Genomic DNA, 20,481 nt, shown 5'->3' on the forward strand with positions numbered 1-20,481 from the left:
AACATGCGCGTAGAAATTACTCTTGCTAAGACAACGCCTTTACCCCCCGGTGCGATAGATGCGCTTCAGCAAGAACTGACAAACCGTATTCACAGAATTTACCCTGATATCCCCATTCAGGTGCGTTACGCATCCTCGAATAGCCTGACAGTGTTGGGAGCAGGCAAAGAGGATAAAGATCGCATCTCAGACATTCTGCAAGAAACCTGGGAAAGCGCCGATGACTGGTTTACGCCAGAGCAGGATGTTTGAGATTTTAAAAAAATAAAAATTATTACGTTATCTGACCGGTGTCGCGCAGTGGCATGGTATCAGAACCTATGTTATGCATATGCGCTGACATCCGATGATGCGACGTCCGCAATAAGTCGATGTTACAACTTGAAAGATAACGAGGATCTGGCTGTAATGACGGTTCGAAACGGCATTTCGCCATGTGTTATGACTGAGGGTATCTGTTATGACGGTAGAGAAACCAGAAGAAGCAATGACATTCGGGGAACTGCTGGCGCTTATTGGAGAGCAACAACGCAAACTCGACGCGCTGGAACTCGCCTTTTCATCGCTGGCATTTTGCCTTGATGAAAAGTCAAACCAGTTGATGATCCACAATCTGACGCTGGAATCTCAAAATGAGAACCGGGATCCGGTCATGAAAAAATATCTTGCCCGCCTCGCCGCCAGCTTGGAGAAAAACGCAGGGCCGGTTGCGGAATAATGTTCCGCGTCGCCTATCCCCCCTCTCTTCGGGATGAAAATGGTGTTCGTCCCGATATTTTATTTGATATACCACTGCGTTTATTCATATTGGCCCGTGTCATTTTTTTTACAAAAAATTGAAAATATTTCCCATAAATTAAATAAGCAGCAGTATACTGATAAAGCTCAGTCAAGATAATGAGCCACCTGAAACCTCGTTAGTCACTCATGTTAGTAACTAGTCAATAAGGGGTATTTATGGATAGAAAAAATGAAGTTATTCAGACACACCCTCTTGTAGGTTGGGACATCAGTACCGTTGACAGTTATGACGCCATGATGATCCGTTTACACTACTTGTCCGACGCGGATCAAGCACCAGATGAAGCACATGTTGACCGGACACTTTGGCTAACGACCGATGTAGCAAGGCAGTTGATAAACATACTTGAAGCCGGTATTGCGAAAATCGAATCGACTGACTTTGATGTCGGCGACTATCGAAAACATTAACCATTGATTGCGTTATTAATCATCGATTCAATCTTCTGTTAATTTGACTTAATAACAGCACCGCTATATTGGCGGTGCCGTTATTTTAGTTTTATTCTCATTTCTTTTTTATATTCTTCAATCAATTACCCTCGACCGATTGTTATTTGTCCTCTGAATGTACCGCTTTCGCGTCAATGTCATATTTATTCATCATTTCCGTCTGAAAACCGGCATCAGAAATAGCGGTCACGGTTCATGAGTTACCATAACTGAATTGAATAAGTTATGAATTTAGATTCAAAAAAACTGTTCTTGTTTATGATAGTGTTGCAATTTAAAAGTTTATATTGATTTTATGTTGCTTCCTGTTTAATTTTGCCAACCAGCCATGTTAAAAATCTGATAGGGAGTTATCACTATGCTTTGGCGTAATACATCGTCTCGTTACGGCCATATCAGCATTCTGCTGCACTGGATAGCGGCGTTGACAGTCTATGGTATGTTTGCTTTAGGGCTTTGGATGGTTTCATTAGGCTACTACGACATCTGGTATCACAAAGCCCCGGAAATTCACAAAGCTATCGGTACTCTGCTGTTTGCCGTCATGTTGTTTCGTGTGGTTTGGCGTTTTATTTCCCCGCCACCGCCCCCGTTGAAAAGTTACTCAACATTGACCCGGGTGAGCGCAACCCTGGCGCATATTGCGCTCTACGTGATTCTTTTCGCAATTCTTATCAGTGGTTATCTGATTTCCACCGCGGAAGGACAAGCAATTTCAGTTTTTGGCTGGTTTTCAATTCCGGCCATTGTCAGCGGCTTGACGGATCAAGCCGATATAGCAGGCGACGTGCATCTTTATCTTGCATGGGCGGTGGTTGCTCTATCAGTGCTGCACGGCTTAGCTGCATTAAAACACCACTTTATCGATGGTGATAACACGTTGAAACGGATGTTGGGTCGCAACGTTCCTTAACTTTTGAGATTATGGAGAAACACGAATGCTGAAAAAAACACTACTGGGCCTGACCGCAGTATCTATGCTTGCCTCTGCCGGTTCAGCGTTAGCCGCAGAATACAAGTTAGACAAGGAAGGCCAGCACGCGTTTATTGAATTCCGCATTAAACACCTTGGTTATAGCTGGCTTTATGGCAGCTTTAATGACTTTGATGGCGCGTTTACCTTTGATGAAAAAAACCCGTCAGCGGATAAAGTAAATGTCACGATCAACACCAACAGCGTTGATACCAATCATGCTGAGCGTGACAAGCACCTGCGTAGCGCAGAGTTTTTAAACGTTGCCAAGCATCCTCAGGCAACCTTTACCTCAACGGAAGTAAATAAAGACGGCAACGAATACGATATTACCGGTAACCTGACGTTAAATGGCGTGACCAAGCCCGTTAAACTGGATGCAAAACTCATCGGTCAGGGGGATGACCCGTGGGGCAACTACCGTGCGGGATTTGAAGCAGAAGGTACTATCAAGCTGAAAGATTTCAACATCACGACCGACCTCGGCCCGGCGTCACAAGAAGTCGAACTGATTATTTCGGTTGAAGGCATTCGTCAGAAATAAAGTTTAACGCTTGCTGCGGCAAACCCTAGCCCTTTCCTCAGGAAAGGGCTTTTTACTTGAGCGCGCTATCACCAATTATTCCGTATTACCTTTCGTCTCAGGCAGAGGAATACGTAATGATGACGTCAATAGTCCCTTGGATTTATTGAAAATTTTCATTCCATTTTCACGCCCGCTGCGCCTTGCCCGTTGCTCTTCCAGGGGCAGTTTCATTTCATCCTGACATACGCGACTACAGCACCCTTCATAGGTTGCCGCACAGTTTGGGCACTGAATAAACAGGAGATGACACCCTTCGTTGCGGCAATTGGTATGGGTATCGCATGAGGCTCCGCACTGATGGCAGTGTGCGATCACCTCATCAGAGATACGTTCACCCATGCGTTCATCAAACACAAAGTTCTTGCCAATAAATTTCAGCGGCAGCCCTTTCGCTTTAGCCTGGCGCGCATATTCAATAATACCGCCTTCTACGTGATACACATTTTCAAAGCCATGATGAAGCATGTAAGCGCTGGCTTTCTCGCAGCGAATGCCCCCCGTACAGTACATGACAATATTTTTATCACGCGCGTCATTCAGCATATCAACAGCCATAGGAAGTTGATCGCGAAACGTATCGGACGGAATCTCTAGCGCATTCTTGAAGTGCCCGACTTCATATTCGTAGTGATTCCGCATATCAACGAATACCGTATTGGGATCTTCGGCCATGGCATTGACCTGCTCTGCTTTCAGGTACTGCCCGACCTTCGCCGGATTAAAGGTGGGATCATCAATCCCGTCAGCGACAATCCGTGCGCGAACTTTCATTCTCAGTACCCAGAACGACTTCCCGTCATCTTCCAGTGCGATATTTAAGCGAACCTGATCGAGCGCCGGATGTGCGCTAAATAAGGCTTCTTTAAAGGAATCAAACTGATTATTGGGGACGCTGATTTGTGCGTTAATCCCTTCAGTTGCAATATAAATGCGCCCGAATACCTTACGCTGTTCAAACTGAACATATAGGCGGTCACGAAAGGCTTTGGGATCGTCAATCGTAAAATATTTATAGAAAGAAACAGTAGTACGCGGCTCGGTTTCAGCAAGCATACGCGCCTTTAGTTCCTCATTGGACACCCGGTTATGTAACACTGGCATGGTGTACGTTCCTGTCTTCATGAAGGTTAGCCTGCGAGGTTTCTCATTGAGCGCTAGCCCAATGGTTCGCATCGCCCGGCATCATACCTGATAGTGCCGCAGCTGTCAGGGCATGAAATCCCTGGCGAAAAGATGACGACTGATCTACCGTAACCGGATAGTCTCTGGCGTTCATTTCACGTTCACGACAAACCATCACTCAAGGATCTGTCATTATGAGCAAACTATTCTCTCCCGTGTCGCTGGGAAAACTCGATTTGCCTAACCGCATCATCATCGCCCCTATGTGTCAATATTCAGCTGAAGATGGCAAAGCGACGGCCTGGCATACGATGCACTTAGGTAGCCTGTCGCATTCCGGCGCGGGGTTACTCATACTGGAAGCCACGGCCGTCTCGCCGGAAGGCAGGATTTCCCCGCGCGATCTCGGCCTGTGGAATGACGCAACCGAGCAGGCTCTCGCCAACGTCATCCACTCAGTCAAAACTTACTCTGCCATGCCGCTCGGCATACAACTGGCTCACGCCGGTCGTAAAGCCTCGACGGCGGTTCCGTGGCATAGTCGGGTATTTCTTCGTCCGGATGAAGGCGGATGGCAAACCGTTGCGCCCTCAGCGCTTCCCTATGCAGCAAGCGATGATGCCCCATTAGCGCTGTCAGAACAGCAAATTCATACGCTGATCTCATCGTTTGTCGAAGCAGCTAAGCGTGCGGATCGTCTGGGGTTTGATCTGGTAGAGATTCATGCCGCTCACGGGTATTTGCTGCACCAATTCCTTTCACCGCTGGCAAACCAGCGCACGGACAGCTATGGTGGTTCACTCGCGAACCGAATGCGTCTGGTCATGGAGATTTTCCGTGCGGTTCGTGAAGTCTTCCCTGCGCATAAAGCCGTCGGCGTGCGGATTTCCGCGACTGACGGCGTTGACGGCGGCTGGGATCTGGAACAATCAGTAGAGCTGAGTAGAGCGCTGCACGAATCAGGCTGCGATTTCATTCATGTCTCCAGCGGCGGGTTATCTCCCCTGCAACAGATTAACCCTGCGCCGAATTATCAGGTCCCGTATGCGCAGCGCATTAAACAAGAGGTTGGTATTACCACTATCGCAGTTGGGCTGATCACCGAACCGGAACAGGCAGAAGCCATTGTCGCCACAGGGGAGGCCGATGCTATCGGACTCGCTCGGGCCATACTCTTCGATCCTCGCTGGCCGTGGCATGCGGCAGCCCGACTGGGGGCTCAGGTATCTGCACCACCACAGTACTGGCGTAGCGAACCACACCATGTCAGAGGTATTTTCAAACAATAGTTTTGCACGCCCCTTCAATGTCGAACAAGCCTATCAGGCCGCTTTTTTACACGGTGTTTTGCCATCAAAAGACAAAACTTACCATCCGGAGATGGTAAGATTAGCGTTTTTTTTGCATGAAAATCAGCAGATAAGACGGCAATAATTTGTTTTATTGGCGAAGCACCGCAATAATCTACCTTGTAGTTAACACTCTATTGATTCTTTTAAACGGTTCGCGTGCTGAGTAGCACCAGAAAATTGATATTGAGGCCATGACACAACTTCCTTCCTTTAATCGTTCACTGTTGCACCCACGCTATTGGCTCACCTGGTTGGGCATTGGCATCCTTTATCTTACCGTCTTACTACCCTACCCCGTGATTTATCGTATCGGCACCGGGTTAGGCCATCTGTCGATGCGCATGCTGCCGCGGCGCGTCAAGATTGCCTCACGTAACCTCGAACTCTGCTTCCCTGAGATGCCGCAGAGCGAGCGTGATGCGTTGATCAGAAAAAACTTCGAATCTGTCGGCATGGGAGTGCTGGAAACAGGCATGGCCTGGTTTTGGCCCGACTGGCGTATCGATCGTTGGTTTACGGTTAAGGGCTTAGAGCACATGCGCCCTTTACGGGAAAAGCGGCAAGGCGTGTTGCTCATCGGCCTGCATTTCCTGACGCTGGAACTGGGCGCTCGCATCTTTGGCATGAAAAATGCGGGAATTGGCGTCTATCGACCCAATGATAATAAGCTGATCGATTGGCTACAGACCTGGGGACGCTTACGCTCGAATAAATCCATGCTGGATCGCAAAGATCTCAAAGGCATGATTCGTGCACTCAAACAGGGAGAAATTATCTGGTATGCGCCGGATCACGATTATGGCCCCGCCAGCAGCGTATTCGCCCCGTTGTTTGCTGTAGATAATGCAGCGACAACCCGAGGCAGCTATATGCTGATCAAAACGGCCTCTCCGGCAGTCGTCCCATTCGTACCACGCCGATTACCTGACGGCAAAGGTTATGAACTGCTCATCCAGCCTGCGGAGTTAGGTGCCCCTGTAGACAATGAAACGGTGACGGCGACCTGGATGAACAAAGTGGTTGAGCAGAATATCCTGCTGGCTACGGACCAATACATGTGGCTACACCGCCGATTTAAAACTCGCCCTGAAGGAGAGCCTTCTCTCTATTAGGCCGCAAAAACCGGTAACCCTGTTCATAGCGTTAGCCGTATGGGCAGGGTATTAGTCATATCTCCCACTTTTCTCCCCTCGGCAATGCCTCCTTAACGTTCTGCACATACGCGATCTGATATACCATCTCAGGCATGCACTGAACTTGGGGCAAAAAAAAAGCAACGGCAATTGCCGTTGCTATCACTTTAATCGATCAATATCCGTCAGTTTTTAATGTGAGGCGCAGGCAGCTTTTGGTAAGCGTCAACCCAGTCCGCATGAACCTCTGGCGTTTGCCATACATGATAATGCAGACGCGATATCGTTACCGGATCGCTCAACAACGCCAGACGCTGCTCATTACTCACCTCTTCCGGTTTGCGATTCAGCGCATTACGCACATTCTGCTCACGCACCGCTTCGATCGCCCGGCTGAAACGGTGACGCGCAGTCGCCATTGCGCTGGCAAGCGCATTGATGGAAGGATCAAAAACAGCCTGCATGAACCCATTATCCAACCGGCGCTGATGGTTCAAACGACAGTACTCGTCTGTAGCAACCAATTCACGAGGCGGATTGTATTCTTCCGGTATCATCAGTAATTTTAATCGCTTGCATCCAATTCCCCACGATGCCCGACTTGAAAAAACCGAAACGAATGGAGACAGAATCAGCGAGAAGACAATCGGCGCCAGCCACCACAGGAAGCGCAGGTCCAGCCAGGCCATACCAATCGCCCATACCAGCCCCAGGATCAGTTGCGAACCGTGACGCACGAAAGCCTCTCCCCAAGGCGTCGCGTCATCATCGCGCTGAGGGGAATTCCATTGGACTGACCAGCCGAGAAAAGCGCTAACGACAAACACCGTGTGGAACAGCATACGCACGGGCGCCAACAACACCGAGAACAGCATTTCCAGCAGCAAAGAAATAAATACGCGGAAAACGCCGCCGTACTCTTTTGCTCCTTTCGCCCATACCAGAATGACGCTCAGCAGTTTTGGCAAGAACAGCAAAACCAATGTGGTGGAGAATAGCGCAATGGCTAATTCAGGCCGCCATTGTGGCCAAACGGGGAACAGTTGCCGGGGCTGCAAGAAGTATTGCGGCTCCATCAGCGTATGCACCACCTGCAAGGCCGTAGAGAGCATCAGGAACATAAACCATAGCGGGGCGGACAGATAGGACATCACCCCCGTCAGGAAAACCGCACGGTGAACCGGGTGCATTCCTTTAACCAGAAATAACCGGAAGTTCATCAGGTTACCGTGGCACCAGCGGCGATCGCGTTTCAGCTCGTCCAACAGATTCGGCGGCAGCTCCTCATAACTTCCCGGCAGATCGTAAGCGATCCAGACGCCCCATCCGGCACGACGCATTAATGCCGCCTCAACGAAGTCATGCGAAAGAATCGCCCCGGCAAACGACCCCTCACCGGGCAGCGGCGCCAGCGCACAGTGCTCGATGAACGGTTTAACGCGAATAATCGCGTTGTGCCCCCAGTAGTGCGATTCCCCCAACTGCCAGAAATGCAGACCGGCGGTAAACAGCGGGCCATAAACACGCGTGGCGAACTGCTGACAGCGCGCATATAACGTATCCATGCCCGATGCTTTCGGCGAAGACTGGATAATCCCGGCATTCGGGTTAGCTTCCATCAGTCTGACCAGAGAACTCAGACACTCTCCGCTCATGACACTGTCGGCATCCAGGATCACCATGTAACTATATTGGCTCCCCCAACGACGGCAGAAATCATCAATATTGCCGCTCTTACGTTTGACGCGACGACGACGACGACGATAGAAAATACGCCCGCTACCGCCGACATCCCGGCACAGCTCCATCCAGGCTTTTTGTTCCGCTACGCAGATGTCGGGATCGTTACTGTCGCTCAATACATACAGGTCAAAATGCTCAAGATTCCCGGTCGCTTCAACCGATTCATACGTCGCGCGCAGCCCCGCGAAAACCCGCTCTACGTCTTCGTTGCAAATCGGCATAATTAACGCCGTGCGGTGCTCCGGATTGAGCGGTTCATTACCCACGGTGGTCGAAGAGATACTGTATTTATCGCGGCCGATAAGCAGTTGCAGGAACCCCATCAGCGCTGTCCAGAATCCGGCAGAAACCCAGCAGAACAGCACCGCAAACAAAACGAGTATGCCGCTTTGCAACACATAGGGAAGCAGTTGCATCAGCGAACGCGTCCAGGGCTGATCGGCCATTTCAAACGGATCGATCAGCGCCCACCCCTGATAGGGCAGGATCGTTTTCATGTACCAGGTTGCAATCGCCGTCTGGAACAGCGTCAGCACCAGTAAAATATAGCGACGGATTGTTCCCACCATACGCCAGCGGCTTTCGGAAATCTTTTCCTCCGGGCTGTAATGAGGACGGGGAGGAACGGTTCGTCCTAATAAGCTTTCCCACCAGCGAACCAGTGGGTTAGTCCGCCAGGCATCAGGGAACATGGAAACCCGGGTAATGACGGGCATTGCTTTTAATGCCGTCCGCCCTTCCCTGTCTGTACCCAGTTGGCGCCCTTCATCCAGACCATCAGCCCAGGCCATTTCAAGACGCGTCTTAACAGAAAGCAGCGCAGCGTCGTCTTCAGCCTGAACATTTACCTGGCGACCTTCGGACAAAACCTGATGCAAAACGGCCTGATCGTTGCAGGCCGCTTGCGGTAGCTTTTCGCGAAAAACCGCTGCCTGCTCGGCAGGCAGCGGAAGTTTCTCAATATAATCGAGAGAAGAAGTTGACTTATTCATTAGCAGGTAGCTGATTGCTCCAGGTTTCAGTCAATGTCGTTTCGCCATTAACCAACGCAGCTCTCATTTCCGTTGGCTGTTTCGCATCTTTCACGCGTAAACGCAACGTCAAACGCCAGCCCTGAGTTACCGGGTTATAGCGAACGCTATTTTCGACAATCTCGCCGTTATCGCCGATGCTGACCTGAGAAGCGACCGGCGTATTCTCATCCAGCGCTTTCAGATTTGGCCCAATAAAATCGACAATGTAAGCGATCGTGCCATCAGGTTGGCGTATCAGGTTAGATTGTTTCACATCGCCGGTCGAACGACGGGTCTGCTGAACATAGGCGATATCCGGGGAATGCAACTGATCTTCATCGCGAGTAAAGTGCAGACGGTATTTGATATCCAGCGGCTTACCGGTTTCAGGCAGTACATCTGGCGTCCAGAACGCAACGATATTGTCATTGGTTTCATCCGCCGTTGGGATCTCAACCAACTCAACCTTTCCTTTACCCCACTCGCCTTTCGGTTCGATCCAACCGCTTGGGCGCAGGTCGTAACGATCGTCTAAATCCTCATAGGCTGCGAAATCGCGACCACGTTGCAACAGACCAAATCCTTTCGGATTTTCCACTGCATAGGTGCTGACAGACAGGTGCTTAGGATTGTTCAGCGGGCGCCAAATCCATTCGCCATTACCTGCATGAATCGACAGACCGTTAGAATCATTCAGCGCCGGACGATAGTTCAGCGTTGGTGACGGCTGGTTTGGCCCAAAGAGATACATACTGGTCAGGGGCGCAATGCCCAGCTTGCCGACCTTATCACGCAGGTAAACTCTGGCCTGAACGTCTACGACGCTGTCGCTGCCCGGATAAACGATAAAGCGGTAAGCGCCGGTGGCGCGCGGTGAATCCAGCAGCGCGAAAATAACCAGGTGTTTATCATTCGGTTTCGGGCGTTCAATCCAAAACTCACGAAAGCGCGGGAACTCTTCACCGGACGGCAACGCGGTATCGATAGCCAGGCCGCGCGCTGATAAACCATAAATCTGGCCTTTACCTACCACACGGAAATAGCTGGCTCCCAGCATACTCACGATTTCGTCGTTTTTATCAGCTTGATTGATTGGATAAAGGACTTTAAAACCCGCAAAGCCGAGGTTTTTAACCGACTCAGGGTCGTGATTGACGGGACCGAAATTAAAGTAATCAGGAGAGTATTTAATCTCCTTGACGGTTGTCGCCGTGACTTCATTAATTTTCACCGGGGTGTCGAAATACATCCCCTGATGATAAAACTGGAGCTTGAAAGGCGTCTGTAAATTATTCCAGTAGGATTTGTCGTCATTGAAACGAATTTGTTGATAGTCTGCAAATTTCATCTCACGAAATTGCGCAGGAAGGTTACTTTTCGGCGCTTCAAAGCTTTTTGCTGCCAGCTTTTCAGCCTGTTGTGCGACATCATCAATAGAAAATGCCCAGACAGGCACTGCGCTCACAGATAACATAACGGCGGCTGATAACCAGCGAAGGCTGGCAACCCGCTGTTTAAACCCAAATTTATTAACCAGCACAGCTCCCCCTGTTCGTGTGCTTCAATCAACTAAAATCCATAGTAATGGATAAGTTAGCTTTCCGACAACTTGATAAAGGTATTGTTCATCATAATAGGTCAGCGTTTAAACAACGAGAACACAAAACCATGATAAACCGGGTTGCAAAAATGGAAAACAGCGACGGACTATAACGAATATCCGCCTGTACGTGCGTAGGATTATTCCGTATACGCCTGCCTGATTTCACCGGCTAAGCGCTAAAAATCACGCCGGATTGTGAAATTGGCCTTGATGTGCGGCGCGTATAAACATTTGTGTAACAAAGCAAGGGCAAGTAAGATAGGCGCCCGGCCTGAACCTGGTATTGTTGAATAACGACCACTATGTTTTTGTCTGCGTTGCAACGACGAAGATTTCCTGCCTGGCTCGGCATCTTCGCTATTTTGACCATTTTCATTGCCCCGGTGATTTCACAGACGCTGGTGCTCCACGATCATGGGATAATGACATCGCCAGACCAGAGCGACGGTAGCGTCGAACGGCATCATCACGCCGGGCATACGATGCCCGAGCATCATTTTGTTCAGTCCCCCCATTCTCACTCACAGCCGGTTATGATGATGGATCATGCGGCCTGTGGTTACTGCGTTCTTTTTTCATACAGCCCGGCGCTGTTCGAAACCAGCGCGCTCAATCCGATACTGACCGCGCTTTTATCGGACGTTCTGGTTATCTATTTTATTTCCCGCTTCATTGCGCCAGAACGTTACGCCACCCCCGTTGTTCGCGCCCCGCCTCTCTGAATCATGCACCACCATGCCCATTGGGCATTAATAACGTACCAGACCATAGTCATTCAGACATGGCGTTTGGTTATTTCTGCTAACTGATTTCAGAGGGATCTATGTCATACCCTGATCAGACATCGACGACTGCTGCCACATCCACCGCACCACCGGTCGGCGCGGCACCGCGGGATAAATACACCATGGATAAAATATCGCCACGGGCTGCGATCGTGGCTCTACTCATTCGGCTCCACTTTTACATTGGTATTTTTGTCGGCCCTTTTATCTTCATTGCGGCACTCACTGGAACGCTGTACGTGGTAACGCCACAGATTGAAAACCGACTCTATTCGCACCAGCTTTTTACCGATAGTCGGGGCACACCACATTCACTGGCCGATCAGATCCGTGCCGCACAGGCAGGGCTACCGCACCATGAAGCTATATTATTGGCGATACGCCCGGCATCTGACGTCGGAGGAACCTCGCGCATTATGTTTGCTTCGCCGGGATTAGCCCCGGGGGAAAGCTATGCGGTTTTCATTGATCCGGTTTCACTGGAGAATCGCGGTAGCGAGAGAGTTTACGGCACCAGCGGCATCCTGCCATTCCGTACCTGGCTTGATTACCTGCATCGTGGCTTGCTGTTAGGGGATATCGGACGTAATTACAGCGAACTGGCGGCATCCTGGCTATGGGTCGCAGCGCTTGGGGGCATTGCCATCTGGTGGTCAACCCGGAAAACGAACTCAACCGCCAGACGGAAATTGAAAAACAGCCAAACGACAACGGCAAAGACGCTACGTCTGCGCCACTGGCATACCACCATGGGGCTTGCTCTTGTTTTGGGCTTAATCTTTTTCTCCGCTACGGGCTTAACCTGGTCGCAGTGGGCTGGCAGCAACATCTCTGTCGCCCGCGCCGCGTTGGGCTGGCAAACGCCTTCTGTAAACACTCAATTGCCCATGCCGCATGCCCATCACGGCATGATGCATGATCATGGCAGTACAATGTCTGCGGACGAACATGCAGAACACCATACTCCCCCTCCAATGGAGGATGCCGAACCCTATTCGCCCGAAAAATTTGATGACGTACTCGCTGCCGCTCGGCGCGCGGGGATCGACGCCAACAAGATCGAAATCCGCCCGGCCATGAAACCGCACCGCGCCTGGACCGTCAGTGAAATTGACCGGTCCTGGCCGACACAGGTTGACGCGGTGTCGGTCAATCCCGATACGCTGGCGATCGTCGACAAAATAGATTTCAACACCTTCCCACTTGCGGCCAAACTCACTCGCTGGGGAGTCGATGCGCATATGGGTGTGCTGTTCGGTTTACCGAACCAACTGATCCTGGCAGGATTTGGGCTTGGACTCTGTGCGACAATCGTGTGGGGATACCGGATGTGGTGGTTACGTCGCCCGAAATCCCGATATGTCACTCATCCCATCAAGACGCTGACAGCCGCGCTGCTACAGGTTCCCGTTTTTCACCGGGTACTCATTGTCTTGATGACACTCTTGCTGGCGCTGAGCTTGCCCATCATGGGAATAAGCCTGATGATCTTTCTGCTGGTTGACATTACCCGGTGGTATATCAACCGGACGACGCACGCCGCCGCCAAAAGCTGATTTCCGCCCGGTCGCCACCGCGCGACATCGCCCTATCAAAACCGCCATTGCCTAACACAATGGCGGTTAAAAAACGGCTCAAGGTTAACGAAACGGTATTAAATGTAGCTCCAGTCTGCCAATTCGCCTTTGGCCGTTTGCTCTGCTCCGCTGTTTTTCGGTGCCGTTAGCGCTTGCGTTTCCGCTTTATTATTGAATGCCGCACCTTTATAAAATGCGCCAAGATTGAATACGCTGACCGTATTCGTGAGGCTATTCGCCTGCTCCTGTAAAGAGAGTGCCGCAGCGGCGGATTCTTCAACCAGAGCCGCATTTTGCTGAGTCGTCGTGTCAATCTGCCCAACAGCCAAATTGATTTGGTTGATCCCATCGCTCTGCTCGCGGCTAGCCTGGGCGATCTCGCTAATGATTCCCGTCACGTCCTGCACATTAGACACCAACGCGTTCATCGTAGCGCCCGTTTCTTCTACCAGTCCCATTCCATCCTGGACTTTCTTGAACGAGTCATCGATAAGTTCTTTAATTTCTTTGGCGGCAGTAGCACTTCGTTGTGCCAGCGCCCGAACTTCACTGGCAACGACGGCAAACCCTCGACCTTGTTCCCCCGCACGCGCAGCTTCAACCGCCGCATTTAAGGCAAGAATATTGGTCTGGAACGCAATTCCATCAATCACACCGATAATTTCCGCCATACGCTGTGATGATTCACGGATACCACGCATTTCCTTCGTTACCGTTTCCATCATTTCGCCGCTTCTCTTCACTGTTTCAGAAGTGTTCACCGCGAGTTCTGTCGCTTGCGTCGTATTATCTGCAGTATTTCTTATCGTTGACGTCAGCTGTTCCATTGATGAGGCCGTCTCTTCCAGCGAGCTGGCCTGTTCTTCCGTTCTGGCGGATAAATCCTGATTTCCCGCCGCAATTTGTGACGCCGCGGTCGATATCGTTTCTGCGCCATCGCGTACCTGACTGACAATTTGTCGCAGGCTACGATTCATATTATTCAGGGCGGTTAGCAGCATGCCCGTTTCATCTTTACGATCGATATGAATGTCAGAGGTCAGATCGCCTTTGGCGACGTTTTCTGCAATACCCAGCGCTTCCTGTAGCGGTTGAGTGACGCTACGGGTAATAAATAAAGCGATGAACAGCCCAGACAACGCACTGAAGGCAATGATCGTGGCAAGCACCACCAGCGCATTGTTATAACTTTCCCCCACCTCTTGCGCAGAGAACGACATTTTATCATCCTGTATATCGATGAATTCATGCACGCTTTCGGTATACTTTGCCTGAGTAACGCGCGTGACATTGAAATATTCTTCGGCGGCGGCTTCCGTCTGCCCTGCGGTCACCAGTGAAGTGAGCTTATTCGCTGAGCGCAAAAAATCACTTCGAATTTCAGCAATTTCACGCAGCACCGCAACAGATTTGTCATCATTGACAGATTTGTTTAAGTACTCCATGAGTTCAGATATTGTTCCCGAGTGCTTTTCATTTAATGCCAGTTGCTTATTTATTTCATTTTCTGATTTAAGCAATAACAATAACTGCTGACCATTAAGATAATTATTTAACTCATTAATGAGTTTATTGCCATCCACCGTCAAAGGGTAGTTTTGAGAAACGATATCATCTATTCGGCCATGAAAATTACTTAATTTAGAAATGGAAATACTGCCAATCACCAAAAGCATTAATATCAAAAAGGAAAACCCGGCTCCTAATCGATAACCTATGCGCCAGTTAGCTAAACTCATTAACATCTCCTTATTCTTCCATTTGTATAAGAACATCCACACTTAAAAACTAATATTTCCCACAAAAAACAAACATCCCTCACAACATCGCCATAACAAAAAACGTCCACTTACGGGTAGGTTATTGATATGATGATATAAAATCATATCCCATTAACATGAACGTTTAAAAAACAATCTATAAGCAATGCAGACCAACAGACGCATTACTTACGCCGAAATGGGTATCGACCAGTTATATAAAATCTTTATATTTTCTAACTTATGATTTTAATATCGACTTAATCGATCATTTTTTAAAAATCTATCTCTTTACGAGATATAACTAATTATAATAAGAATTATTTCATTAAATTAAATATCATATATTTTATAATTAGAGCGTTGATAATTTAAAATACAAACAAACCGATGTTATTTTTGATTTCGTAAAATGAACATTTCTTTAAAACAAAACAGGGGAAAACACAGAGAATTAAATCAACATTCAGGCGGGTTATTTTAGGGGGGATTCTATTTTAATATGCCCATCCGGGATACTTATTAAAATAGAAAACCGTGGTAAGACGCAGAGAGAATGAATATATCGGTCATACTAACATCGCACGATAAGCTTCTCTCCAATGATTTTCACATTCTATACGAGCATTTGGAATATAGCGTGATGTCAGACCATGATAGGGTTCGGAAATAGTCCATGCCATGATCGCCTCATCTCCAGAAAAGAACGTTTTTTGTGTATAAATGACAGCAAAATATCCAGCATTGTGCTGGCTCTTGTAGATCTCATACCGATGAAGATGAGTATTATCCCCCTGAGCAAAAATCAACGTTTCTTTTAGCGTTCCCATTAACATAATCCGACAACCTCACAGAATAACATGAGTAACATTTATCGGCAGGACAGCAGGAATCTTATTGATCAATATCGCAAAAATGAGATGTATAAGAAAAAAATCTCAGTGAAAAGGGATAAAAGCAGGTATAAAGGGAAAATCCAAACTTGCCCAGCCACCCTTTATCAAGGCACCTGGGCAATTTATCTTTCATTTTATATAAATCAATCGGATAGCTTAGTTTCGTGACACTATTACTTTTTCTTAGACCCTGCTTTAGACTTGCCTTTCAGCAGTTCCCGGAGCTTTTTTATCTCTTTCTGCGTCAAAGGCGATTCTAAGATGACTTCTTCGGTCCCCTGACTGTCTACCGAATCCAGCGACACCTGAGAAGCCGGGTTATCATCAAAGCTCCTTAGTAGCCGGGAACTGACTTCGGCACTGATTGATACTTCATTTTCCAACGCGGCGGCCTTAATTTTTTCTTTCAAATCAGAAGAAATCTTTAAGGATAAACTAGATATCTCACTCATTTTATTACCTTTCTCGTGGGGTAAAATAGTAAGCTATGACAGCCCTCACATAATGTCCATACTGAAATAAAAATTTAATATTTTTGTCACAAAAAAATCATCAATTCTTACCTGACCCGAAAGTGACGATTGCACAATCGCTCTTCCTTTCGTGGTAGTGTTTTTATTTTTCGTTCTCCAATCCTCCATTGCCTTTCGGCTTACCTGAATGATCTTTTCTTTGACCTGTTCATCAGAAATTTGGCAACGCTTCGCCATACTATCAACAGGAGAATCAGTCCCCAGGGTGTAAACGCGTTGCGATAGTCAGAGTTGCTTTTATTCGTGGGGGATCATGCACCCGGCGTTAATCAGCGTAGTGCAAATAGTCGAGCACACTGAGAGACAGCACATATCAACAACTTCTGACCACCACACCACGCCAAAGTAGGCAACAGAAATGGCGAGGGAGACGGAAAGTGTGCAGCGTTGACGATTCATGATGGGTTAAAAAATTGATCATTAAATATTAACAACATAGAATGCAGGCGCTTCAACGATAAAAGGAAATAAACGTGTCACATCACTCCCTATGGGAATTTATTAAGCTCAGCTATCTTATCGGCTTTGTCATTTCCACGATCGTGACGTTCTTATTAAGTAAAGATAAATCACTGTTCATCCGATCTCTGGCATCATTAATGGTAGGCCTGACCTGGCCAATGAGCTTTCCCATCGCCTTGCTATTTTCAATCTTCTGAAGTGACTTGCACAAAATGGTGGCGTAAGCGCAGTATTGACGCGTTTCCCGCTCGCGAGAACGAGCTGTTGGTAGAACGCGTTAAATAGGCCGATCGTCACGTTATTGCTTCTCGCCCCGAAAAAACGCATGGTGTATCACGCCGCGGCTGCGACGTGACCCATCCCGAGCAGATATCAGAACTAACGGATAACTAACACTGACATTTTCGCATGGCGAACGATCGCGGCGGCATTAGAGCCAAGCAGGTAAGTTTTCACATTTGGCCGCCGCGAACCAACGACAATTAAATCGGCATTAATTTCCTCCGCCAGCGATAGGACCTCATCTCTGGGGGGCCCAAAGCTAACGCTGCATGACAAACGCGATGGCGGAAGGTCTATTGTTTTCATGATCGCCTTGAGCTTGTCGTTCGCCTTCACCACCGCCTCGTTTTCAAATTCTTTGATGCCAAAGGAATATGCGGATAAAAACGCAGACGCATCTGGAAGAGAATGAAAAAGGTGTATTGCGGCACCTGACATTTTCGCCAACCTCACCGCGTGCGTAATTGCATGGCTGGTGAGTTCATCTTCTTCTATATCGACTGGTACGAGAATTGTCGTATACATAATCACCGATCCCCAAAGTGGATGACTGCTTATCTGTCAGTATGTAAGAAACCGAGTCCATCTGCTATCTGGGGAATATGATCTCGTTCACTTTTATGCAAGTTACCGGCTATTTTCTGCATAAAATGCCCTATAAACAGACCGATGCTTTTACTTTTAAAGGGATCGCGAATAGATACGCGACAATCCTCCCCACGGGTGATAGCCCATGCCGGTAAAGTGGAATCCATACCGTTCGTAAAAACCTTGCAGTTCAGTACATAAATGCAGGCGGGAAAAACCTATCCGGCGAGCCTCCTGAGCCAGATGTTCGATCAGCAACCCCGCATAACCGTTACCGCGGTGATCCTCTTCCACATACAGCGCGCACAGCCAGGGGTAGAGATCCATACGGCTGATAAAATCATTGGTCACCAACCCCGTTCCGCCAAGAATGTCCCCTTCCTTTTCCAGCAAGTACCAATCCGGTAATGGATTGTCAGCACCAATACAGTGGGTAATACAATCTTCATAAAGCATTCCTGTTTCATCCGATGCCCAATGGCGCTGAAAATAGTCAATTGCGTGTTTTTTATATTCAGGATGACGCCTGACAGAAATAATGTTTAGCATACAGTTAACCGTTCATTCTTATAAAACAATGATACTCTCCGTTTCTTACCCTACTCTTGCATGTTAATACCAGACGTCAAAACCCGCTACTTAATAGTTCAAATGGATTAAATGAATTCCAGCATGTCGCCATCATCCTATAATTTATCGCTGAACGTAATCACGCGCTATTTAACACATTGATATCACGCTATATCGTGTAATCCCCTTAGAATAATGGGGTGAAAAGGATAAAACCATATCACCGTCCTTCTGATCTTTTAACGTCAGATAAGTGATTAGGTCATTATAATTATTTATCCTGCCGACTGGTTTTATGTGCATGATGGGCTAAAATAAATGGGTCATTTCTTCATCGCTGACGGGCGCTCCAGTGAAGCTCACCAGAAAACCGGTCACGATATCATCAGCACATTAGGGAGGGGGAAGTTATGTATTCAGAGATGACGCCAAACGAGCACTTAAGCTCGGATGTCCTGGGTCTGGAATCCCAAATCAGCGATAGTGAAATACTCGGTAATGTTGTGGAAGAGATCATACGGTCAGGCGACAGCGTTAGTAACAAAGCTATAATCGCAAAATTGGTAAACAAGATTGAAACGGAGACCAATGCCGTCTTTCAGGAAAGATACCGTTCACTGCTGGAATTTGTGGTTTTTAAAACGCAGGATGATGTTCTTATTTAACTTGCGAAAATACCTTTTTCTTCCCTTTTGATGAGATGCAGGTTTATTTCATTCACGGTTTACTTATGCACGAACGTGTCAATAATGAATAATAAAGATACAAGTGTTATCACTATCTTTAATGATCGTTATCGCATAATTAATATTTCCGTGGCACGCACATCTTTATTTTTATCTACTCGTCGTCTTCATTTCTGTATAAATCAAGTTGGCAAACGCTCGTTGGGCCGCCACAAACGATAAGGATGTGTAGCAAAATTTCATGACACCCGTGCTAAGCGAATAAAGAGGATTATCATGTCGCCGTCACTTACCCTGAAGATGATAAATTTTGTCTTTTATCCGATCCTTATGTTTTTCAGCATGAAGTGCAGACGATACATTCGTTGTAGAAACAAAATAAGTCCCGCCTGATCTCAACGCGCATCAAAAACTAACGATCTGTGTTTAAACAAAAATAGTATGAAAAGGCAAATCCATAATCACAAAAGGAGACGATAAATGGCTGGCAGAGAGAAATATGATTAACGCGTGAAGTGGCGGAGGAGTAGAGATTCGAACTCTAGAACGCTTTCGCGTCGCCGGTTTTCAAGACCGGTGCCTTCAACCACTCGGCCACTCCTCCGCAGTGACGCGAACTATAAACAGTGCATGAGATCTTGTAAAGCGTCATCGCGCTCGATTGCCTGAAAAACAACCTAACAGGACGTAAGCGCGCGTAAAGTCGCCAGAATGGACATAAATGCAACGCGCTATTTCTGCGATGATTCGACCGGTGAAGGTAAACGCAATGATCTGCGCCATTTCGCTTTAAACGAAATGATGAATTGACAGCGTAAAGAAGGGTAAACCGTCTTTAATAACATTCTGCAACTATTTATTCTTGGATATTAGATACTAGCACCCTAGAGAGAGTCTCTGATATGGATCGTATTGTTGTTTCCTCTACCCGTGAAAGTTCGCTACTCAGCACTCACAAAGTGCTGCGAAACACCTATTTTCTTCTGTCGCTGACGCTGGGTTTTTCCGCCGTAACGGCAACGGTAAGTACCGTGCTGAATCTGCCTGCGCCCGGCCTGTTATTAATGCTGGTTGGTTTTTATGGTCTGATGTTCCTGACGCATAAACTGGCGAACAGTCCGGCAGGTATTTTGGCCGCGTTCGCGCTGACGGGCTTTATGGGTTATACGCTCGGCCCGCTATTAAGTTCGCTGATCGCTTCCGGCGCGAGCGATATCGTTATGCTGGCGTTAGGCGGCACGGCGCTGGTGTTTTTCTGCTGTTCAGCCTATGTGTTGACGACGCGTAAGGATATGTCCTTCCTGTCTGGCATGATGATGGCAGGGTTTGTCGTTCTGGTAGTCGCTGTCATTGCCAATCTGTTTTTACAAATCCCGGCGCTGCATCTGGCGATCAGCGCGCTGTTCATTCTGTTCTCTGCAGGCGCCATCCTGTGGGAAACCAGCAACATCATCCACGGCGGCGAAACCAACTACATTCGGGCGACGGTTAGCCTGTATGTCGCGATATACAACATCTTCGTTAGCCTGTTGAGCATTCTGGGCATTATGCGTAACGACTAAG

The 20,481-nt window shown here is 48.0% G+C and carries 20 protein-coding genes, 1 tRNA gene and 1 pseudogene; 13 read left to right on the top strand and 9 right to left on the bottom strand.

Annotated features, from left to right (window positions below):
* Nucleotides 1-3: 3 nt before the first annotated feature.
* The 5 genes from dinI to EDC54_RS07025 all read left to right on the top strand — a co-directional run bounded on the left by dinI (nucleotide 4) and on the right by EDC54_RS07025 (nucleotide 2,771).
* The gene (gene dinI / locus EDC54_RS07005; RefSeq protein WP_132454607.1) at nucleotides 4-252 is read left to right on the top strand and encodes a DNA damage-inducible protein I; all 249 of its coding nucleotides are present in this window, start codon (nucleotides 4-6) and stop codon (nucleotides 250-252) included.
* Between the two features lie 208 nt (nucleotides 253-460).
* Complete coding sequence (locus EDC54_RS07010) at nucleotides 461-718, top strand: hypothetical protein (protein ID WP_132454609.1); 258 nt, start codon at nucleotides 461-463, stop codon at nucleotides 716-718.
* A 239-nt stretch (nucleotides 719-957) separates the two neighbouring features.
* On the top strand, nucleotides 958-1,212 hold the full coding sequence (bssS, locus tag EDC54_RS07015; protein ID WP_132454611.1) for a biofilm formation regulator BssS: 255 nt from the start codon (nucleotides 958-960) through the stop codon (nucleotides 1,210-1,212).
* 400 nt (nucleotides 1,213-1,612) lie between these two features.
* Nucleotides 1,613-2,167, top strand: a complete 555-nt coding sequence (locus EDC54_RS07020) for a cytochrome b (protein ID WP_132454613.1) — start codon at nucleotides 1,613-1,615, stop codon at nucleotides 2,165-2,167.
* A gap of 28 nt (nucleotides 2,168-2,195) precedes the next feature.
* Nucleotides 2,196-2,771: a YceI family protein gene (locus tag EDC54_RS07025; protein ID WP_132455134.1), complete on the top strand. Its 576-nt coding sequence runs from the start codon at nucleotides 2,196-2,198 to the stop codon at nucleotides 2,769-2,771.
* Between the two features lie 75 nt (nucleotides 2,772-2,846).
* On the opposite strand, the gene trhO is transcribed toward EDC54_RS07025, so the two are convergent.
* The gene (gene trhO / locus EDC54_RS07030) at nucleotides 2,847-3,914 is read right to left on the bottom strand and encodes an oxygen-dependent tRNA uridine(34) hydroxylase TrhO (RefSeq protein WP_132454615.1); all 1,068 of its coding nucleotides are present in this window, start codon (nucleotides 3,912-3,914) and stop codon (nucleotides 2,847-2,849) included.
* A gap of 215 nt (nucleotides 3,915-4,129) precedes the next feature.
* On the opposite strand from trhO, the gene EDC54_RS07035 reads away from it, so the two are divergent.
* Nucleotides 4,130-5,224 (top strand): NADH:flavin oxidoreductase/NADH oxidase, encoded by a 1,095-nt coding sequence (locus tag EDC54_RS07035; RefSeq protein ID WP_132454617.1) that lies wholly within the window; start codon nucleotides 4,130-4,132, stop codon nucleotides 5,222-5,224.
* 254 nt (nucleotides 5,225-5,478) lie between these two features.
* The gene (locus EDC54_RS07040; RefSeq protein ID WP_132454619.1) at nucleotides 5,479-6,399 is read left to right on the top strand and encodes a Kdo(2)-lipid IV(A) acyltransferase; all 921 of its coding nucleotides are present in this window, start codon (nucleotides 5,479-5,481) and stop codon (nucleotides 6,397-6,399) included.
* A gap of 206 nt (nucleotides 6,400-6,605) precedes the next feature.
* Here EDC54_RS07040 and mdoH read toward each other — a convergent pair whose 3' ends face one another.
* Together mdoH and EDC54_RS07050 are read right to left on the bottom strand one after the other, a co-directional pair.
* Complete coding sequence (gene mdoH / locus EDC54_RS07045; RefSeq protein ID WP_132454621.1) at nucleotides 6,606-9,155, bottom strand: glucans biosynthesis glucosyltransferase MdoH; 2,550 nt, start codon at nucleotides 9,153-9,155, stop codon at nucleotides 6,606-6,608.
* Nucleotides 9,148-10,650: a glucan biosynthesis protein G gene (locus tag EDC54_RS07050; RefSeq protein WP_132455136.1), complete on the bottom strand. Its 1,503-nt coding sequence runs from the start codon at nucleotides 10,648-10,650 to the stop codon at nucleotides 9,148-9,150. The genes mdoH and EDC54_RS07050 overlap by 8 nt, the downstream gene beginning before the upstream one ends.
* Nucleotides 10,651-11,096: 446 nt before the next feature.
* Here EDC54_RS07050 and EDC54_RS07055 point away from each other — a divergent pair, with 446 nt between their 5' ends.
* Nucleotides 11,097-11,501: a DUF2946 domain-containing protein gene (locus EDC54_RS07055; protein WP_230514485.1), complete on the top strand. Its 405-nt coding sequence runs from the start codon at nucleotides 11,097-11,099 to the stop codon at nucleotides 11,499-11,501.
* A 185-nt stretch (nucleotides 11,502-11,686) separates the two neighbouring features.
* Nucleotides 11,687-13,120 (top strand): PepSY-associated TM helix domain-containing protein, encoded by a 1,434-nt coding sequence (locus tag EDC54_RS07060; protein WP_230514492.1) that lies wholly within the window; start codon nucleotides 11,687-11,689, stop codon nucleotides 13,118-13,120.
* 98 nt (nucleotides 13,121-13,218) lie between these two features.
* On the opposite strand, the gene EDC54_RS07065 is transcribed toward EDC54_RS07060, so the two are convergent.
* The 3 genes from EDC54_RS07065 to EDC54_RS07075 form a co-directional block, all read right to left on the bottom strand.
* On the bottom strand, nucleotides 13,219-14,880 hold the full coding sequence (locus EDC54_RS07065; protein ID WP_132455138.1) for a methyl-accepting chemotaxis protein: 1,662 nt from the start codon (nucleotides 14,878-14,880) through the stop codon (nucleotides 13,219-13,221).
* Between the two features lie 590 nt (nucleotides 14,881-15,470).
* A complete protein-coding gene (locus tag EDC54_RS07070; RefSeq protein ID WP_132454627.1) occupies nucleotides 15,471-15,731 on the bottom strand; it encodes a hypothetical protein in 261 nt (86 codons plus the stop codon).
* Between the two features lie 239 nt (nucleotides 15,732-15,970).
* Entirely contained in the window at nucleotides 15,971-16,249 is a 279-nt protein-coding gene (locus tag EDC54_RS07075) for a hypothetical protein (RefSeq protein ID WP_132454629.1), read from the bottom strand.
* Between the two features lie 554 nt (nucleotides 16,250-16,803).
* On the opposite strand from EDC54_RS07075, the gene EDC54_RS07080 reads away from it, so the two are divergent.
* Complete coding sequence (locus EDC54_RS07080; protein WP_132454631.1) at nucleotides 16,804-16,989, top strand: GhoT/OrtT family toxin; 186 nt, start codon at nucleotides 16,804-16,806, stop codon at nucleotides 16,987-16,989.
* Nucleotides 16,990-17,170: 181 nt separating this feature from the next.
* Here EDC54_RS07080 and EDC54_RS07085 read toward each other — a convergent pair whose 3' ends face one another.
* Nucleotides 17,171-17,599 (bottom strand): universal stress protein, encoded by a 429-nt coding sequence (locus tag EDC54_RS07085; protein WP_132454633.1) that lies wholly within the window; start codon nucleotides 17,597-17,599, stop codon nucleotides 17,171-17,173.
* 156 nt (nucleotides 17,600-17,755) lie between these two features.
* Nucleotides 17,756-18,211 (bottom strand): GNAT family N-acetyltransferase, encoded by a 456-nt coding sequence (locus EDC54_RS07090; RefSeq protein ID WP_132454635.1) that lies wholly within the window; start codon nucleotides 18,209-18,211, stop codon nucleotides 17,756-17,758.
* A gap of 431 nt (nucleotides 18,212-18,642) precedes the next feature.
* On the opposite strand from EDC54_RS07090, the gene EDC54_RS07095 reads away from it, so the two are divergent.
* Together EDC54_RS07095 and EDC54_RS18025 are read left to right on the top strand one after the other, a co-directional pair.
* A complete protein-coding gene (locus EDC54_RS07095) occupies nucleotides 18,643-18,897 on the top strand; it encodes a biofilm/acid-resistance regulator YmgB/AriR (protein ID WP_132454637.1) in 255 nt (84 codons plus the stop codon).
* 287 nt (nucleotides 18,898-19,184) lie between these two features.
* A pseudogene (locus EDC54_RS18025) lies at nucleotides 19,185-19,289 on the top strand (hypothetical protein); the annotation flags it as partial.
* A 145-nt stretch (nucleotides 19,290-19,434) separates the two neighbouring features.
* Here the strand turns inward: EDC54_RS18025 and EDC54_RS07100 are convergent.
* Nucleotides 19,435-19,522, bottom strand: a tRNA-Ser gene (locus EDC54_RS07100).
* A gap of 298 nt (nucleotides 19,523-19,820) precedes the next feature.
* Between EDC54_RS07100 and yccA the strand changes: the two genes are divergently transcribed.
* Complete coding sequence (yccA, locus tag EDC54_RS07105; protein WP_132454639.1) at nucleotides 19,821-20,480, top strand: FtsH protease modulator YccA; 660 nt, start codon at nucleotides 19,821-19,823, stop codon at nucleotides 20,478-20,480.
* The last annotated feature ends 1 nt before the right edge of the window (nucleotide 20,481 follow it).

Origin of the sequence: Samsonia erythrinae (assembly GCF_004342665.1) — a bacterium.
Lineage (GTDB): Bacteria > Pseudomonadota > Gammaproteobacteria > Enterobacterales > Enterobacteriaceae > Samsonia > Samsonia erythrinae.

Excerpts from the sequence above, each read along its gene's own strand:
- dinI (WP_132454607.1), top strand. The coding sequence starts at position 4 with ATGCGCGTAGAAATTACTCTTGCTAAGACAACGCCTTTACCCCCCGGT.
- EDC54_RS07010 (WP_132454609.1), top strand. The coding sequence starts at position 461 with ATGACGGTAGAGAAACCAGAAGAAGCAATGACATTCGGGGAACTGCTG.
- bssS (WP_132454611.1), top strand. The coding sequence starts at position 958 with ATGGATAGAAAAAATGAAGTTATTCAGACACACCCTCTTGTAGGTTGG.
- EDC54_RS07020 (WP_132454613.1), top strand. The coding sequence starts at position 1,613 with ATGCTTTGGCGTAATACATCGTCTCGTTACGGCCATATCAGCATTCTG.
- trhO (WP_132454615.1), bottom strand. The coding sequence starts at position 3,914 with ATGCCAGTGTTACATAACCGGGTGTCCAATGAGGAACTAAAGGCGCGT.
- EDC54_RS07035 (WP_132454617.1), top strand. The coding sequence starts at position 4,130 with ATGAGCAAACTATTCTCTCCCGTGTCGCTGGGAAAACTCGATTTGCCT.
- EDC54_RS07040 (WP_132454619.1), top strand. The coding sequence starts at position 5,479 with ATGACACAACTTCCTTCCTTTAATCGTTCACTGTTGCACCCACGCTAT.
- mdoH (WP_132454621.1), bottom strand. The coding sequence starts at position 9,155 with ATGAATAAGTCAACTTCTTCTCTCGATTATATTGAGAAACTTCCGCTG.
- EDC54_RS07050 (WP_132455136.1), bottom strand. The coding sequence starts at position 10,650 with ATGTTATCTGTGAGCGCAGTGCCTGTCTGGGCATTTTCTATTGATGAT.
- EDC54_RS07060 (WP_230514492.1), top strand. The coding sequence starts at position 11,687 with ATGGATAAAATATCGCCACGGGCTGCGATCGTGGCTCTACTCATTCGG.
- EDC54_RS07065 (WP_132455138.1), bottom strand. The coding sequence starts at position 14,880 with ATGAGTTTAGCTAACTGGCGCATAGGTTATCGATTAGGAGCCGGGTTT.
- EDC54_RS07070 (WP_132454627.1), bottom strand. The coding sequence starts at position 15,731 with ATGGGAACGCTAAAAGAAACGTTGATTTTTGCTCAGGGGGATAATACT.
- EDC54_RS07075 (WP_132454629.1), bottom strand. The coding sequence starts at position 16,249 with ATGAGTGAGATATCTAGTTTATCCTTAAAGATTTCTTCTGATTTGAAA.
- EDC54_RS07085 (WP_132454633.1), bottom strand. The coding sequence starts at position 17,599 with ATGTATACGACAATTCTCGTACCAGTCGATATAGAAGAAGATGAACTC.
- EDC54_RS07090 (WP_132454635.1), bottom strand. The coding sequence starts at position 18,211 with ATGCTAAACATTATTTCTGTCAGGCGTCATCCTGAATATAAAAAACAC.
- EDC54_RS07095 (WP_132454637.1), top strand. The coding sequence starts at position 18,643 with ATGTATTCAGAGATGACGCCAAACGAGCACTTAAGCTCGGATGTCCTG.
- yccA (WP_132454639.1), top strand. The coding sequence starts at position 19,821 with ATGGATCGTATTGTTGTTTCCTCTACCCGTGAAAGTTCGCTACTCAGC.